We start from the raw sequence: 17,293 nt of genomic DNA, 5'->3' as shown, positions 1-17,293 counted from the left end.
TATGGGGTTATTTGATTTTTGGAAGAAAGAAGAAAATCTTTTTGATGAAAGTATCACAATCGAAGAAACACGTTTTGTTGTTCTAGATACTGAAACTACTGGTTTTGACTACGAAAATGACCGCATGCTGTGTATTGGCGCTTTGGTTCTGCATAACGGAACGATTGCTGTTCAGGAAAGTTTTGAAGTTTATATCGAACAAGATCATTACGATAAAGCGACTGCTCAGATTCACGGAATTTTGAAAGCTTTTGTGATTCAGCGCCCGACTGAATTAGAGGCGCTGCAGCAATTTTTAGAATTTCTTGGAGATTCTATTATTATTGCACATCATACCATTTTTGATGTTACGATGATCAACAAAGCTTTGGAACGTAACGGACTTCCGGAATTGACAAACAAAAGACTTGATACGGCGCATTTGTACAAAAAAACGTTGATTCAATCTCATTTGTTTGAAAGAAAGGATCACTATACGCTGGATGATCTTGCCGATAAATTTGATATTTCTAAAAAAGACCGACATACTGCCCTGGGCGATGCTTATATTACTGCTATAGCATTCTTGAAAATAGTTAAAAAGTTAAAAGAAAAAAAAGCTGTCAATCTAAATTATCTCTTTAAATAACCCATAATACACCATAAGAAAATTTTAACGAGAATAAAATTTACAAAAATTTATCAAAATTAACTTTAAAATAATCTTTCCCTTTGCATTTAGCAGCTTTTATAAAATCGTTGCTTAACATTTAATTTCGTACAACATTCTAGCTTTGTTCTAACAAAAAAACAAGCTATTATGAAATTTAACTTACTAAAATCAATCGCATTATTAGGCGTTACAAGTATTCTTGTAATGAGTTGTAATGATGACGAAAACAAGAATCCGAACACAATCAACACTTCTATTGATTTTACATCGCAATCAAAAATTCCTCCTTTTGTTTATGCCATGAGCGGTTTCGAAGATTTAAAAATCAGCACTTTAATCAGTAGTGCCGATGTACTGCCGCAATCTCCATCTTTTGTTTACGGTGCACAGCCAGACGGTGCTGGATTAATGAAAGATCCGAACAGCGATGGCTACATCTTGATTACCAACCACGAAATTTTACAATCGGTTTCACGAGTATATTTAGATAAAACTTTTAAACCTGTAAAAGGTGATTATTTAGTTGATGCTGTTGGAGGTTTAACTCGTTTGTGCTCTGCAACATTGGCTACGCCGGAAATTCACGGATTTGGTCCGATTTTCTTAACTGCAGGAGAAAGTGGTCAAGAAAGTATGGTTCACGGAATCAACCCGTTAGGATTATCTACGGATAAAAGCAGAACGGACAGAGTTTTACCTGCTTTAGGAAAAGCAAGTATGGAAAATGCAGTACCCCTGCCAAAAGAGGCTTATCCTGGAAAAACGGTTATTCTGATTGGAGAAGATCAATCTTATGCAACTTCTCACGTAAGTGCCGGACAATTAATCATGTACGTGAGTACAGTTGGTGATTTATCTAACGGAAAGTTATATGCTTTAAAAAGAACTGACGGAAATCAGGTTGAAACTTCTATGACGTTAAACAACTCTTATCCTGTTGAATTTGTTGAAATTCCAAATGCTAAAAACCTAACTGGTGCTGTAATCAACACTACTGTAAACGATTTAAAAGCCATTCGTTTTTCGAGAGTTGAAGATGTAGATTATAGAAAAGGAAGTGCAGGCAACAATAGAGAAGTTTATTTTACTGCAACAGGTCAGGCTACAAATAATGCGCCTGTTGAAGGTTATACAATGTGGGGAAGAGTTTATAAATTAAAAATGGATGCTGCAAATCCGTTAAAAGGAACTCTTGAATTGGCTGTGGAAGGCGATAGTACTCCTGGAACAGGAATTATCAATCCGGATAACTTATGTGTTACAGAAAACTACGTTTACATTCAGGAAGATGGAGACAGTTATTATGCCGATGCCAAACACGATTCTTATATCTGGCAGTACAATATTGCTACTAAACAAAATAAAGCTTGGCTGAATATGAACCACAAAAGAACTGACGCTGCTTGGAATACTTTATACAACCAAAGCGGTGAAATGAGATTAGGAAGCTGGGAATTTGGTGCAATGGAAGACATTTCTGATTTGATTGGTGTTCCAAATACTTTTACAGTAAACATTCACCCTCATACTTGGCAGCTAGATTCATTTAAAAATGCGGACGGTTCTGGAACAAGTACAAATAAAGAAGGCGGACAAACTGTAATCATTAGAAACGTACAGCGTTAATCACTTCGGTTAAATATAATAACACAACCCTTATTTCCTAATAAGGGTTGTTTCTATTAAAGCTATATTATGAAATTTAAGCAACTTACTGCGCTGCTCCTGCTTTTTACTTTTTTTATTTCTTGTAAAGAAAATTCTGAGCCTCAAATAACAATACAACAATATCTGTTGATTGATCTTGATAAATTGAATAATGAAATTGAAAATTTTCAGAACCTTGTTACCCATAATGCTTCGCAAAAAGAGATTCTGGAACAATTTAAAAAATCACGATTAGCCTATAAAAAAACAGAATGGGCCATTGAATATTTTATTCCAGAAACAGCACGATTTATGAATGGTCCGGCTTTGGATGAAATGGAACTGGAAGAAAATCGTTCTTTTGAGCCTCATGGGTTTCAAGTTATAGAAGAATTGATTTTTCCTGAATATAGTACCGAAAGCAAAGAAGAATTAATACGAGAAATTAAGATTTTTAAAGCCAATATTAAACAGCTTAAAACCAATTTTGAAGCGATAACTTTAAGCGACGACTATGTTTTAGACGCTGTAGAACAAAATGTATATAGAATTATCACTTTAGGAATCACAGGTTTTGATAGTCCGATTTTGCAGTCTTCTATCTCAGAAGCCGGTCAAAGTGTCGTTTCTATTTCAAATTCTCTCGAAATAATTAATTCAAAAAGTAAAACTTTAGGTTCTATCAAAGACCTTGCTTCTAAGGCAAAAAAGTATTGTGAAGAAAACAACGACTTTAATTCTTTTAACCGAGCTTATTTTATTACTGAATTTTTAAATCCGATTTCAAAAAACGTAAGAAAGTTTCAATTAGAAGAAAAAATTAAAGACATCAAAAAAACTAGTCCCTTAAAACAAACCGCTTCAACACTATTTGATCAAGACGCCTTTGATGTGAATGGTTTTATACTTTCTCGCGAATATAATTTCAGTAAGGAAAAAGTAATTTTGGGCGAAAAATTATTTTATGACAAAACACTTTCCAAAAACAATAACCGAAGCTGTGCCACATGCCACAATCCGGAAAAAGCATTTACTGACGGTCTAAAAACGAATGTTTCTTTAACAGGATCAAATTTAGCACGAAACACTCCTACGCTAACGTATGCTTCTCTACAAAATGGGCAATTTTGGGATATGCGCCAGCTGGATCTAGAAAAACAAAGTGTCGATGTAATTCAGAATAAAGACGAAATGCATGGCTCTATGGATGCTATTCACGCTAAGATTTTACTTAACAACGAATATGGTGCGCTTTTCAAGAAAGCATTTCCGAAAACTGCAAAACCAGAACCGTGGCAGATCCAGAACGCTATTGCTAGTTATGTGCGATCATTAAATGCTTTTGATTCTCGATTTGATTTGTATATGAGAGGAAATAAAAATGTTTTGACTGCACAGGAAATAAACGGAATGAATCTTTTTATGGGAAAAGCAAAATGCGCTACCTGTCATTTTACGCCTTTATTTAACGGAACTGTTCCTCCGAGTTATTCTAAAACTGAACATGAAGTAATTGGCACTCCTCAAGATGCTGCAGGCAAAAAACTGAGTCCGGATTTAGGCCGTTATTTATACAATCAAATGCCGCAGTTAAAAGGTGCCTTTAAGACTCCAACTGTTAGAAACGCAGCTGTCACGGCTCCTTATATGCACAACGGTGTTTTTAATACTTTAGAAGAAGTTGTTTCTTTTTATAATAAAGGAGGCGGAAAAGGATTAGGACTTGATTTAGAAAATCAGACTTTACCTTTTGATGCTTTAAATTTGACTCCTAACGAAGAAAAAGATCTGGTTGCCTTTATGAAAACACTAACGGATAAGAAATACCAATAGAACCAAATAAATAGCAAATTAATAAAAAATGCCAGAACTCATTCTGGCATTTTCTTTTGTAATTAGTGTCTTTTATTTGAAAAATCACTTTCTTTTTTAAACAAATAAATTTTATGTTTATTTAAATTTCTTTTACTAAACATTCCTAAAGAATCTGGTTTTCGATATATTTTTTTGACAGCATATTCCTCTTTCTGCAATAGTATCACACAATCTGCATTTGATTTTATATTTGAAGTAAAAAAACCAGTACTATCTGTTGCCGTCACAACTCCATTTACAGTAACCAGCACATTTTTTAATGGTTTACCGGTATCATAATCGTAAACATAGCTGTAAAATTTGTTATTGGTACAACTGCAAAATAACAATAATACAAAAACATATGTAATTCTCATTCCGTAATTTCTATTTGTTAATTTTCACTCAATTGTAATAAGACTAGAAACAAATATAAGTTTGAGAATTTAGTAAAACGTCTAGAATAAGTCTTAAAACCGCTGCAATACGGTTTTTAACTTATAGAATGATTAAAAAAAAACGCTAAGAAATTAATCTTAGCGTTTATATCTTAATGTTCAATAAAAAGTCGATACGGAAAAACATTTGAAGATCTATTTTTAAGCTGTTTCATAAAACTGTCACATAGATAATCCCATTCTGTTTCTGATAAATAATCTTTTTCAACAAGGTTTACCTTTAAATAAATATCTACTGTTCTGCTGAAACCTGCTTTTACAGAAATTTCTTTTCGTGTGCCTTTTTCGATTCTAATATCTGTTACACAGCTTTTGAAATGATTAAAACCAAATGCTTTTATATCTGCAAAAGTTACAATTCTGCCTCGAGTCAGCAAAGCATTACGATAGGCTAGAATTCTGTCTTTGTTGTTCTGTTTGTTCATTCCGCCAACAGTATTGGTAATCAGAACCGCCTCTTTACTAACGAACAGCATATCATCTTTAGTTTCTAAAACAGTCCCTGCTTTAATATCATTCCCTTCTTCAGCACAGGTCGACCAATAATGTATGGCAAAAGATTTTCCAATAGCTTCGTCAATCTTTGGTTTAATCATTAAATAGGGATCATTATTTTTAGAAAAACTACTTTCCCTTGCTTGTTGTTCTACAGAAGCTAACAGCTGATTAATTTCTACCAACGAACTGTTCATAAAGTCCTTACCTAAACCTGCAAACGAGGAGCTTTCGTCTTTTAACAAATCTAATACGTTTTGAAGTAATTCAGATGCACTTCTGGAATCAAATCTGGAAACCCCTCCCGTTCGCAATACTGCATTTCCTTCTTCAATAACACCATCTTTAAATTCTTTTATTTCATAATGATTATTAAATCCATCAATGACCGTATCAACATCCAGGTAGATATTATTATCTGTTTCTAATGCGATATAAGACAAAAAATTACCCAGCGTTTTATTTATAATATGTTTCTTTTTATTGATTACCGGAAAACAATTTGCCGTAAAAGAAACATTGTCTAATATTTGAGGAATTAGCGATTCCGGAAAAACCATTTTCACCCAAATAATAGGATTATCATTCCGATCTGTTATAGCTTCAAAACATTTATATTCTCCACTGTATTGAGTAATGGGTTTGTGCTTTAATGATCCTTTTAGAGTATAAAAATTATCAAAATAAAATTCATTTACCTCCTGCATTATCTCACTCAAATGTGTATAATTACGATTGATAATATTCTCTACGTCAATATTATTAACAGGAACATTGTAACCCTCTTCAACAGTAATTTGTACATCATCCTGAAAACATTTCATTTGCTTTAAATAGTAATGAAACATTTCTTTCTGATGCGTATTTTTAATATCAATATAAAGCATAAGGTCCTCAAGCTCTAATATCTTTGGGTTCTTTAATTCAATCCCCATAAAGACTACACCCGAAGGCAGGGAATTTTTATAATCGCGAACAGCGTCTTTATAAAAAAGATTCGAAATTTCGAATAAATTTCGCTCATAAGCGACATATTTGATCTCCGCAGAAGACAGCTTTACTTCTAATGTTGGTGAAAGGGCAATTTCTTTATTTATTGGTGCTAATGGATTATAGATATTATGAATTCTTCGATTTGCAGACATTTGATTCTGCAAGGAAACTTTCATATTATTTTCTAATGGTAATGCATGTAAAATTGCTCTTGCCGGCTTCACTCCTGCCGTAACTTCTGGAAACATAATTTCTAAGACCCTTTCCACAACACGTGTTTTTGAGTCCTCGAGCTCATGAGCTACTTTTTCTAATTCGTAAGACAATGCATTGAGCATCATTGATACTACAGGATCAAATGATGTTTCCATTTCAACATCTGAAAAGCCCCATGACCTAGCCGCTCTTTTTAGCACTCTGTCTTTTATTCGATCTTGTCTCATTGTTTTTATATAATGGCTGAAATATTAAATATACTATTGATAAAACCTAAAACGCTGTGTTTACTGTAATATGAGAAAACTTCAAAAAATTAAAAATTTTACTTTTTATCCATTTTACAATTATACAAAATGGTATCTGTTAAATTTCTCTGTTTATCAAAGTATGAAATCTTAGATGACCAGCTTCCTTTATCACTTTTACATTTATCAAAAGTAATTTCTCCAATACCATTTTTTTGATAATAGTCTTGTAAAATTTGACTTGTTAGTCCACCTGGATCATCAGCATTTTCAATAAAATAAGATGTAGAATTATTCTTTTCATAAAGGAAAACTGTAAATGAATAAGCATCTTTATTTATATCTGCCTCTTTCAAATTTTGATTTTTGTATTTAATAAGCATGTTTAGTATTTCTTTATCTCCAGTAGGAGGGTTTTCAACCAAAATGCTTTTATAAATAAATTTTTCTCCTTCGTAATCTCCTCTGTCAAAAAAGCCTTCTCCACTGTGTTTTTCTAAATTAACAAACGTTATTTTCTTATCTTGGCAGGAAGACAAAACTGCTATTAGTATTATTAAAAAAAATATTTTTTTCATTCTTTTTTAAAATTTTGGTCCTCTCATCATTTTTGCTCTTTCTTGTTCTGCCCATTTTTGTGCTTTTGCTTGTTCTTCGGCTTTTCTTTTATCTACCCTTTCTTTTCTACCTTCTTTAATATTACCTGAAAATGTTCTTTCGAAAGTCATTTTAGTTATAAAAGGTTTGTATCCTCTTAAATGCTGTAAAATAAACCATGTCACAAAAGTTTCTCCAACACTTGGAATAATATTAAAGACTTTTTCCATATCTGGTAAATCAAGTCCAAAGTGATCCCATAGCGTTACCTGATATTTTCCTGTATAACTATCATTATTAAATTTTAGCTCTTGTAAAAGCACTTCTGAAGCCCAGATATCATTTAAAGCAATAGTTAATCCTCCAGTTACATTACTTAAATTATCATAAGAATACATTGGTTTGGTAAAATACTCTTTGTTCTTAATTTTTCGATTTCTTGTAATGGTTTCAGGACTTCCAAAATAAGGCTTAGCATCTTCTGCTTTTTTCAAATCTGCGACATTTTGTTTTAACTGTTCTGCCATAAAATCCTCAACATTCATACAATACTTTTTTGTATTTGGATTATCACTAACATATTTAGTTAATATTCTATCTTCATAGACACCACCTTCATTTTTTTTGAATTTAGCAATCATCCGCTCTATATTTCCCTGCAGTTCACCTGAAGCAAAATATAAAGCTGCTGTTTGCTCAAAATCCCAAAATAAACTTTCATTAGAGAGTTTATCAAATAATCGTACATCTAAACCAGTTGAAATTTCAGGTATTAATTTTTTTATTATTGGAATGTTTACTTTGTAACTTGTTTTATAGCATTCTTCTTTACTGTATTTAGCTTTTTCGCCTGTACTCTGTTCATGTGAAAAAAGTGCATGTTTTTGATTATCAAAACCTGTTTTTTCATATTCTTTCTTAAATTTTTCAAGAACATCATTTGAATATATTTCTCCAATATGTTTTACTCCTTTTCCGTAAGTCATATCGTCGGCAATATTTGAGCCATCACTATTCAAACCAGGCATTTTATAACGGTCAATAACAACGGTGCCTACTTCGAGATAATTTTTTCTATCTGCAGGATACTGAACATTTTCACTCTTATAACTGCAACGAAAATAAAGTTCCAGACATTTATCTTGTTCATCTGCTATTAATGATCCTAAACCTACCAGATTAATTTCTTGTACAATTTTATTGTCAGTTACTTTGGCAACAAGAACCTGTTTTTTTGTTTTTGTATTAACTAATTTAACAGCATCATCTTTATCTTTTTTACCATCTTTATTTTGAGGTTCCTCTTTTTCATGATTATCTTCATCAAATAAAGATAGAAATACAGCATTTCCATTAGGAATTTCTTTAGTTTTTAAGTGAAAAAAAACAGTCATGCCGGGTATTGCCCTTTTTATTTTTTTTTCTCCCTGTCTATCTAAAGCCCACCATCCGTCAACAAAGTGTAATTTTGAAACAGGCGGAGAACTTTTTGGTTCTCCATAAATAATTCCTTCATCACTTGTTTCAGTAATAGTTTTTCCAGAATTATAAACAATATTACCATCAGAATAAATATTATGATCACCTTTGGTAGTTTTTGTAATGCTACCGCCTACAATTCTAATTCTGCTCATAAACTTATTTAATATATTAAACTAATTTTTAATTACTAAACTCTTATATTTTTTTCTTACAATACTTTAATGAAAATAAATAAGATAATGTATTTCATTTTTTGTGAGTTTTTTTATAATCACATCAAAAAATATAAAATTCTATTTAATAATAAAGGAGTATTTATAGTGTCTAGATTTTAAACTATCAAGAATAATATCAAAACATCTTTTTAATGAATCTATGGTCGCGTTTCTTCTGTATATGTTCTGCTGATTATTTTACCAGAGTTAGCATCTATATTTAATTCAATAAGACCAAAAGGATAAATATCTTTAATAACATTCCAGCTTTTTTCATCTTCTGATAGTTTTAAAAAAACATTTTCAACATCAGGTCTGCTATCTGGATCAAGAATAACATGCTTTTTTAAAGCCTTATTGACAATATCTGGAGTAATCTCATCTATTTTTTCATTTAGTTGAAATATCTCTATAAAATGTTTACGTTCTTCTTTAGTAAAACTCACAAAAAGGGGTTCTCTTTTTAGAATTTCAAGTAAATTAGAAGGTTTGACTCTAATTTTATCATATTTTACCAATTCATCAACAGTTTTAATTAACTGACCTGTTTCATCATAATATTTTGATACTCCAAATCTTATCTGGTCACTATTTATTGACTGTCCTAAAAAAACTTCCCTTTCTTGTTTCAAAACACCGTTTTCATAATATTCTTTATCAATGTAGGAAAATGCAGGAACAGGAGGAATAGTTTTCTTGGAATAATATTTTTTCTTATCTAATCCTTTTCCCCAAGAATAGTCAATAATTGTCCCATCTGGCAAAGTATCTATTTTTGAAGGTAATTTTTTTTCTTCTCCTAATTTCAAAACTTTAGGGTAATTTTTAAACCTTTCAATATCAAATCTATCTGTTGTCATAATCTTTTCTTTGGGGTATTGAACACCTTCTTCGGTTTGCCCTTTACAATTAAATAGGCTAAGTACAATGAAAATAAAAATAATTTGTTTTATATTCTTCATTCTACATTTTTTTGTTTAGAATTTTCCACTGCCATTTATTTGTTGAAAAACGTTCATTTTGTTTTCCTGTTTTTGAGTTTTTTGTCTGATGGGTATAATCCATGATATTATCAGTCTTATGAAGCTTATAAGTAAACTTTCCATCATTATCAAAGGTATGATATAACCCCATTGCATGCATAAGTTCATGAGGTGCCGTTGAATCGTTTCTTCCTTGGAATACAACTACTGTCTTAGCATTTCCGATTGCCTCTGCTTCTCCGTTTATAGTACCATTTGACATCATATACAATCTATAATGATCTTTATAAATTTCATTTGCATCATCATCAAAAAACGCACTATCGAGTGCTGAATGAAGGGATCTGACATCTGATCTATCTAGTATCTTGTTTCCTTTTTTATCTTTGGTTGTAAAGAATAAATCAAACCACCAGCCTCCGACTTCTACATAGCTTGTATATTGTTGTATATTACCTTTAATATAAGCCTGCTTAAAAGCATTTGAAAGTATTTTCATCTCATTTCCCTTAACTGCTCCTGTAGTACCATTATGTTTAACTGGAATAAACAAAACGTCCAATTCTTTGACTACATTGTTAGGCAATAGATTAATCTGACCTATTCTAGTATTTATTTTATCCTTAGTAGCTATTAATTCTATTTTTTGCTTTGCAGAAAATTCTTTAAGGCATTTTATCTGTATAACTTTATCATTGTAATGTTTTCCCTCTTTATTGCTTAATTTTTCTAATATCAGCACTTCAAAAATACTTTCGTCGTATTTGTAACGCATTGAATCTGGTTTTTCAAGAACCTCAATACTTGCATCTAAAATTGCAGTTTCACCAATCATAAGCGTCATATTTGGCACATAATATTTTCCAAAATCAACTAATAGAAAAGACTCATACTCTAAAAGTTTTTTTTGATAAAGAGCATTATCAAATGTAAATACTGCTTTTGAGTCAGTAGCATAAACACTACCATATTTTCCAATTATAGATGAATATGGTACATCTACAGGCATTTGACTATCACCTGTTCTTGCCCAGTCAAATCCAAACTCACCTTCCCAGCCTAAATTCGGTCTAAACTCAACTTTGATTTTGGATACAATTTTCTTTTCAGGCGCATCTTTAGGTTCTCCATAAACAATACTAGTATCACTTGTTTCTGCAACAGCTGTTCCTGAATTATACACAATATTACCGTCAGAATAAATATTATAATCTCCTCCAGTAGTTTTTGTAATAGTACCTCCTACAATTCTTATTCTACTCATACCTTAGTGTGATTTAGATTTCTCAGCACTATTAATTTGTATTTCTTTTTTAGAATGCTTATTTATCCCACCTTCACTGCTTGTTTCAATTCCCTTTACAGCTACTTCCTGTCTTTCTTGTGCACTATGCGACTCCAAATTACCTTCAATACTTTCCATAAAGTTTCCGGTAACATTAAGCATATGATCACCTCCAACCATAACTGTATGTAACATGCCTACAGCAGTAGATTTATCCGCTCCAGCACTTTCTGTAATATTCATTCCCGCACTTACACTAATATTTTGAGAAGCGTTAACATTTATATTTTCTGCATTTAGATTAATAGTCTTTAATGCTGTAATATTTATATTTCCTCCAACACTATCCAAAAGTATTTCGTTACCCGCTTTATCAACTATAGTAATACTTTCTTCTTCTGTAAATTTTATAATGTGGCCGCTTCGAGTATGAATTGCTTTGACATTATTCTGAGCATCAGCATAGCCGCTTGAATCCTGTCCGTTATATTGTGCACCAATTACGTATGGATTCTGCACATTATTGCCTTCAAAGCCAATTAAAACTTCTTCTCCAATTTCGGGAACAAAATAAAATCCTTTTCCTGAACCAGAATAAGGCTGTACCATTCTAATCCAATCTGTAACTGCTGTACCGCTTGCACCATAAAATTCTACTCTTACACGTCCTAAACCTTCTGGATCGTTATTATCTTTTACTTGTGCAGGCTGTGTTTCTGCTTTACCAAAAACGAATACATCGGTATAATGCGGTGCCGCTACATCTGCTGGAATAGCTTTAAATTCGCAAGAATAATTACCATGCACCTGAGAATGATGCGTAACTTCGATAGCAATCAATTCATGTACTACTGTTTGATTTACTATTGTAAATACTTGCCCAAGACCAATTGGAAAATAAGAAATACCGCTGTAATATACACTATTGGCATCGCGTCCTGCAGTTTGCAGTGCTATCATATCATCTAATTCTTCTTTAATTGTAGCGTTTGCAGTGTACACACCATTATTTAAATCAGAATTCGCCACAGTTCCCTGATTGTAACCTACAATAGCAGCAAAACTGTCTTTACTTCCAGACGAAGTTTTAGCAGCCGAATTACGAAAAGTTGTTACATTGCTATAATCATAACCTGTTAATGAAATTTTATGAGAGGCCATATTTGCCTGTATCTTAAAACTATGCAGCGAAGCGCCATTAATAAGTTTAGTCTGGCTGTTTTTTGTTTGTCCGAACTGCATACGCATTCCGTCAAAATAAAACCACTGTCCATAACGTGTTGCAATTCTTTTTAAAAATTCAAAACTACTCTCATTATATTGCAGAAGATTTCTAAATTCTTTTAAATAAGTTGATCTAATAGAATCTCTTTGATAAAATTCTCCTGGTCCTTCAGCAAAAATACCAAGTACAATATCATCCATACTTCTTTCTTGGAATGTTCTTGATTTCTTCATATCATCAATAACAATACTATGGCTAACACCCGATACGTGTAAACCAGCGGGGCTTCCGTCAAGATCAATAGATGCAAGTTCCGTAATTATTCCTTTACTCATTAGTCTAATTCCAGTAAGACTTTTAAAGGTAAAAATCACCTCATCACCAAGATAGGTTCTTAGTGCTTTTGCCTGCTCTGCCGGGTTAATTACTGCTTGACCTGTATATTGCCAGACAAAAGAAAAATGATGATGTTCGGCCATTTTTTGGGATAGCTTTAAATCATAATAGACAATATTTTTGGGAAAACTCCCTATAGTTATATGTACTTGTTCTGAAAAATGTGCCATAATAATGCGTACTTGTTTTTAATAAGATTTAAACAATTAATCTAAAGCAATCCAGTTATTTGAGAATTTAGCGTCTCCAAAAGTCAATTCTTTTGCTACTAGCTCCATCGTAATTCGCATTGGTATTTCGGTAGTGCTTGTAAATTGCTCATCATAGCCAATGCAAAATGCTTTAGTAAACGAAAGCTCTTTCATTTTGCTTAAAGCATCTCTTCTGTAAAAAACAATTTTTCCGTCTTTGGTTAAATCCCCATTTAGCATCCAAGATAAAAAATGGCTGTTCTGGCTTGCTTCGATGATCATTTTGATCACGCCGCCTTTTGCGTTACCTGTAGGTTTACTTGTTGTATCTATTTCTTGTTTAAAGCCAATATTAAATTCAAGAACATTATATTCTTCGCCGTCTATATGTAATTTAGATAAAAAACTCATTGGTAGATTTATTAGATGATTAAATTTAGGAAATGTTGAAAATCTAGTTTTACTATTACAAAACCAGATATTTCGAAAGAAAAAACAAAAAAAAGGAAGTCCAAGTAATTGGACTCCCTTTTAGTTTAATTAGATTTTGATAAAGTCCAAAGGATTATACCCAAGCATTATCAAATTCTCCTCCACCCATCGAAATTTTACGAGCAGAAATCATAAAAGTTTCCGTTAATGGATTTTCACTGTTATGATCAAAGTTTTCTTTGTACTTAACCATGTAAGCTTCTGTAAACTTTAGCTCTTTTAAAGTAGCATTTGAATCACGTTTGATGAATTTTACTGACCCGTCTTTTCTTTCGAAATTGTTAGTCATCCATTCAAACAATTCAGTACTTCCAGTTGATTCAACTTCGATCATGATTCTTCCTCCGCGTGTTACCGTAGATGGACGCCCAGAAGCATCTGTTTCTTGAGCTAAATCATAACTTACGTTTAATACTTTGTAATCTTTTCCTGCTACTGTTAATGATGTTAAAAACGACATAATGAAAAATTTTTTAATTATTAATTTATTTATTTATGCTGTAAATATATAAATAAAATCTTATTATTATAATATTTTTAATAAAATTTTATTTACATATTCAATATTTTCATTATCAATAAGTTAAAAATAAAAACAACATTTTTTTGGCTTAATGAGTATAAAATATTACTAAAAAAGTTATTTATAAGATAAAGGACCAACAAAAAAATAGCCTCTAAAATCAAAATCACGGTTGGTACTTTTTATTGTTGCTTCAATTATGATATCAACTTTCTTTTTTGCTCTGCTGACATCATCAACCAAATACATTGTTTCTGATAGTTCAACTTTAAGTTCTTTTACTTTTATCCTCTTTTCGTGAAGAGTCAATGACTGTTTCATTGTCTTCGAAATGATCTCTTTAAGCGTATTCTCGTTCATTAGCAGATCAAAATCTATCTCCCAAATTTTTGACCCAAACGTTTCATCAAACTTACACTCGCCAAATGTGGTTGTGGCCAATAAAATAACCTGTTGTGCAATAGAATGCTCTATTGAAGTTTTTTCTAACTCTTTTTTTTGCATTACGCTATTAAAGTCTATAGGCAGTTTGTAAAATGCTCCTTTCATATTTTGCACATATTAAATATAAATCAATCTGTCTGTACGACCTTTTTTATCTGTTTCCATTTCCTTAGAAACCTGTTTGCGTTTAATCAGACTCAGTTTTACTGAAGGTGTCAGTTTTAGGAATTTTTCACGATACAATATATCTCCTATAAACCGCTGTCCTTTTTTTTCATCAACAATTACAAAATAGCTGGTTCCTTTCTCTACTTTTAATACATTAATATCACCGGCAAAAAGCTGAATATTCTGTCCGTCTTTTTGAAAAGTATAACTAAGTTCTTCTCCATTTAATTTTCTATATCTCGAAATATCATACGTCTCGATTTCCTCTTTTAAAGGTTCGAAGGGTATATTTTCAAAGAGAAAGTTTTTTGGCGCTAAAAATTTTAAACCCAAAAAACTCCATAATCCTTTTTTCTTAGACTGCTGCTTATAAAAAAAAGTATCACGGGTAACTTTATATATTTCTTTTTCGTTTGTTTTATCATCCGTCACAATCATTTGATACGTTGGCACTTCGATTTCGGCTGGAATTTCAGAACCTTCAAATTGTGTTTTTAAATAAACAGATCCTGTCTGCTGTTCCGAGATAATGATATTAATTGTGTGTTTTTTTAGAGCAGAATCTGTTCTTACAATCACTTTTCCTTCTCCGCTTCCTGCATAGAAAACAGAACCATCGTTATCTGTAAGTCCCAATGAAAGGTTTAATTCTGGAAATGGCATATTTTGATTTTTTGATAGATTGTACTTGAGTGTTTTTGTGTTTAATTCAACTAAAAATTTATTTTTTCTTCCTCACCTTATAAAGTTTCAAACAGTGCAGATAAAACTTTATATTCTGATTATCAACTTCAGTAGGACTAAATTCGTAGTCTTTCTTAAGTGTGAAAAATTTTATAGTATTGATGTTGTGCGACATTAGTTTTTTAATGTCCCTTCGTGTAAGTTCAAGAGCTGCTGTTCCGTCACAATTTACCTTGAAAGTATTTTTAAGAATATACATTTCTCCGTCTTTAAAATAGAGTTCCAGAGGCTGCTCCTGTTTTACACAGACATTATCTGAAAAAATTTTAAAATATAGGTAAATACTGCCTCTTCTTTTTCCTAACTGAAAAACAGCATATTCATAATCTTCGTTATAAACACGAAGTAAAATGGGTTTCGCACTTGCAAATAATTTTCCTGAAAGCAATAAATCGTTTTGCGTAATAGGACAGCTTAAAGTATCAATCTGATTTACTTTTTGCGCTTTAATTGCGTTTGAAATAGAAAACAAACCGACTAAAAGTAAAATTTTAAGTACGTTCATGAATTTGAATTATTTGGTTTGATCATTCAAAAGATCAATGTTTTGTTTAAAAAGGAAACATATCAAATATGTTTCCTTTTTTATTTACTGTACAATTATTTTTGCTCGTAATCTGTATCCCATTCTGTACCGTCATTTCCTTTTTGACCATCCATTTTAATAAGGAAGTTTTTTGCCGGGAAATATGGTTTCATGTGAATGTCCATATAGATTCTGTCTTTTTGAATTGGATCCTGCTCGAATCTGCGGATTTCGAAATTCTCGATTAATTTATCTGGACCAGTGATTCCGTCAAGGAAAGCAACGATCTGATTCATAATTTCTTTACGCGTTTTTGCTGTAAAGTTTTCGAAAGCACGACGGTTAAGGAAATCCATTAACACCTTAGTCACATAATCAAAAACACGAACTACAGAATAGGTTTGCAATCCTAGATTGTCTCCGCTGAATAATGTTTTAGCAGAGAAAGCCATTACTTTACCGTATTCATTTACCATTGGAACCAATCCTAAGTTTTCAAGATTTGCGATTTCGCTTTTCTTAAGATCAAATTTTACTCCATCCACTTCATTAATTCCACCAAATTTCTTACCTGCAGTAACTTGAGACATTAATGTTTTGTATATTTTTCCTGCCAATGCTGCAGAAGGTGCAACGTGTAAGTCTTCGCTTTCACCAATTTGATCAAATCTGCCGCGTCCCACCAGCCAGTTACAAGTCATGATTACGTTAGAACGGTAAACATCTCCTCCTGTTAAAGAAGCAGCGTCAAACATTTCCATTACATCATCCGGTTCGTCAAGGTGTTCGAAATCTGTAACCAACATAACTTTATTTTCATGCGCAATTTTTGCCCATTTTTCGATCACTTTATTAGATCCTAAATATCCTGGAATTACCAAAATACCGTAGTTGTTTTTAAGATCCAAACGATCGTAATTGTCTACCAATTCTGAGTGAATTGCATCGATAAAACGTGTATTGTCAAGATCTTTTAATTGATCCAGTTCTGCATTTACAATCGTAACATTTTTTACTTTATCTGTTTCTGTATTTTTAAAGAATAAAGCCAATGTTCTGTAGGCTGCTTCAATCTCTCTTGTATCTTCAACAGCTTTAGCAAGGTTTTTTTGAAGCAAAGCTTCAGATTCTTTACACTTGTCTTCACTTTGAGCCACCATATCAGTCAAAGCTTCATTATTGCTTAAAACAGAAGACCAAAGTTCCAAAGTTTTTAAAAGTGTTTCTCTTTCTTTAGCTTTATTTACTTCTCCTAAAAAGATTTTTCTTCTTGCTTTTCTCTCTGGATTAAGGTTTTGAACACCTTCAATCGCCATTTCCAGCAAATCAAAACCGCCGTATTTAGCTAGTTTTTCAACATTTTTTTCAATTGAAATTCCTTTTACTGCTTTAGGTTCTAATACTGCTGTATCCAGATCTCCTTTATATGCTTCTTTACTTGCCATATCTATACTATTTT

General features: G+C 32.0%; 16 protein-coding genes. 3 read left to right on the top strand and 13 right to left on the bottom strand.

What is annotated here, in order from left to right; translation table 11 throughout:
* Position 1 precedes the first annotated feature (1 nt).
* The 3 genes from C4F50_RS02965 (at position 2) to C4F50_RS02955 (ending at position 4,132) form a co-directional block, all read left to right on the top strand.
* Positions 2–628, top strand: a complete 627-nt coding sequence (locus tag C4F50_RS02965; RefSeq protein ID WP_193844932.1) for a 3'-5' exonuclease — start codon at positions 2–4, stop codon at positions 626–628.
* Between the two features lie 171 nt (positions 629–799).
* On the top strand, positions 800–2,278 hold the full coding sequence (locus C4F50_RS02960) for a PhoX family protein (protein ID WP_193844931.1): 1,479 nt from the start codon (positions 800–802) through the stop codon (positions 2,276–2,278).
* 69 nt (positions 2,279–2,347) lie between these two features.
* Positions 2,348–4,132: a cytochrome-c peroxidase gene (locus C4F50_RS02955; RefSeq protein WP_193844930.1), complete on the top strand. Its 1,785-nt coding sequence runs from the start codon at positions 2,348–2,350 to the stop codon at positions 4,130–4,132.
* 62 nt (positions 4,133–4,194) lie between these two features.
* Here the strand turns inward: C4F50_RS02955 and C4F50_RS02950 are convergent, their stop codons facing one another.
* The 13 genes from C4F50_RS02950 to C4F50_RS02890 all read right to left on the bottom strand — a co-directional run bounded on the left by C4F50_RS02950 (position 4,195) and on the right by C4F50_RS02890 (position 17,279).
* Positions 4,195–4,530: a hypothetical protein gene (locus C4F50_RS02950; protein WP_193844929.1), complete on the bottom strand. Its 336-nt coding sequence runs from the start codon at positions 4,528–4,530 to the stop codon at positions 4,195–4,197.
* Positions 4,531–4,703: 173 nt separating this feature from the next.
* Entirely contained in the window at positions 4,704–6,542 is a 1,839-nt protein-coding gene (locus tag C4F50_RS02945) for a type VI secretion system baseplate subunit TssF (RefSeq protein ID WP_193844928.1), read from the bottom strand.
* A gap of 98 nt (positions 6,543–6,640) precedes the next feature.
* Positions 6,641–7,141: a membrane lipoprotein lipid attachment site-containing protein gene (locus C4F50_RS02940; protein ID WP_193844927.1), complete on the bottom strand. Its 501-nt coding sequence runs from the start codon at positions 7,139–7,141 to the stop codon at positions 6,641–6,643.
* 6 nt (positions 7,142–7,147) lie between these two features.
* Positions 7,148–8,794: a DUF3289 family protein gene (locus C4F50_RS02935; RefSeq protein WP_193844926.1), complete on the bottom strand. Its 1,647-nt coding sequence runs from the start codon at positions 8,792–8,794 to the stop codon at positions 7,148–7,150.
* A gap of 221 nt (positions 8,795–9,015) precedes the next feature.
* A complete protein-coding gene (locus C4F50_RS02930) occupies positions 9,016–9,819 on the bottom strand; it encodes a hypothetical protein (protein ID WP_193844925.1) in 804 nt (267 codons plus the stop codon).
* Position 9,820: 1 nt separating this feature from the next.
* Entirely contained in the window at positions 9,821–11,104 is a 1,284-nt protein-coding gene (locus tag C4F50_RS02925; RefSeq protein ID WP_193844924.1) for a zinc metalloprotease, read from the bottom strand.
* 3 nt (positions 11,105–11,107) lie between these two features.
* A complete protein-coding gene (locus C4F50_RS02920; protein WP_348536971.1) occupies positions 11,108–12,829 on the bottom strand; it encodes a type VI secretion system Vgr family protein in 1,722 nt (573 codons plus the stop codon).
* 123 nt (positions 12,830–12,952) lie between these two features.
* Positions 12,953–13,348, bottom strand: a complete 396-nt coding sequence (tssD, locus tag C4F50_RS02915) for a type VI secretion system tube protein TssD (protein WP_095930969.1) — start codon at positions 13,346–13,348, stop codon at positions 12,953–12,955.
* Between the two features lie 154 nt (positions 13,349–13,502).
* The gene (gene tssD / locus C4F50_RS02910) at positions 13,503–13,889 is read right to left on the bottom strand and encodes a type VI secretion system tube protein TssD (RefSeq protein WP_012025247.1); all 387 of its coding nucleotides are present in this window, start codon (positions 13,887–13,889) and stop codon (positions 13,503–13,505) included.
* Between the two features lie 180 nt (positions 13,890–14,069).
* A complete protein-coding gene (locus tag C4F50_RS02905; RefSeq protein ID WP_193844922.1) occupies positions 14,070–14,501 on the bottom strand; it encodes a GPW/gp25 family protein in 432 nt (143 codons plus the stop codon).
* A 12-nt stretch (positions 14,502–14,513) separates the two neighbouring features.
* Entirely contained in the window at positions 14,514–15,227 is a 714-nt protein-coding gene (locus tag C4F50_RS02900; protein WP_193844921.1) for a hypothetical protein, read from the bottom strand.
* 58 nt (positions 15,228–15,285) lie between these two features.
* A complete protein-coding gene (locus tag C4F50_RS02895; protein ID WP_193844920.1) occupies positions 15,286–15,813 on the bottom strand; it encodes a hypothetical protein in 528 nt (175 codons plus the stop codon).
* Positions 15,814–15,908: 95 nt separating this feature from the next.
* Positions 15,909–17,279, bottom strand: a complete 1,371-nt coding sequence (locus C4F50_RS02890) for a DUF5458 family protein (RefSeq protein WP_193844919.1) — start codon at positions 17,277–17,279, stop codon at positions 15,909–15,911.
* Between the last annotated feature and the right edge of the window lie 14 nt (positions 17,280–17,293).

It is taken from the genome of Flavobacterium hungaricum (assembly GCF_015182285.1).
Classification (GTDB): Bacteria; Bacteroidota; Bacteroidia; order Flavobacteriales; family Flavobacteriaceae; genus Flavobacterium; species Flavobacterium hungaricum.
This window is presented reverse-complemented; position numbering and strand designations above follow the sequence as displayed.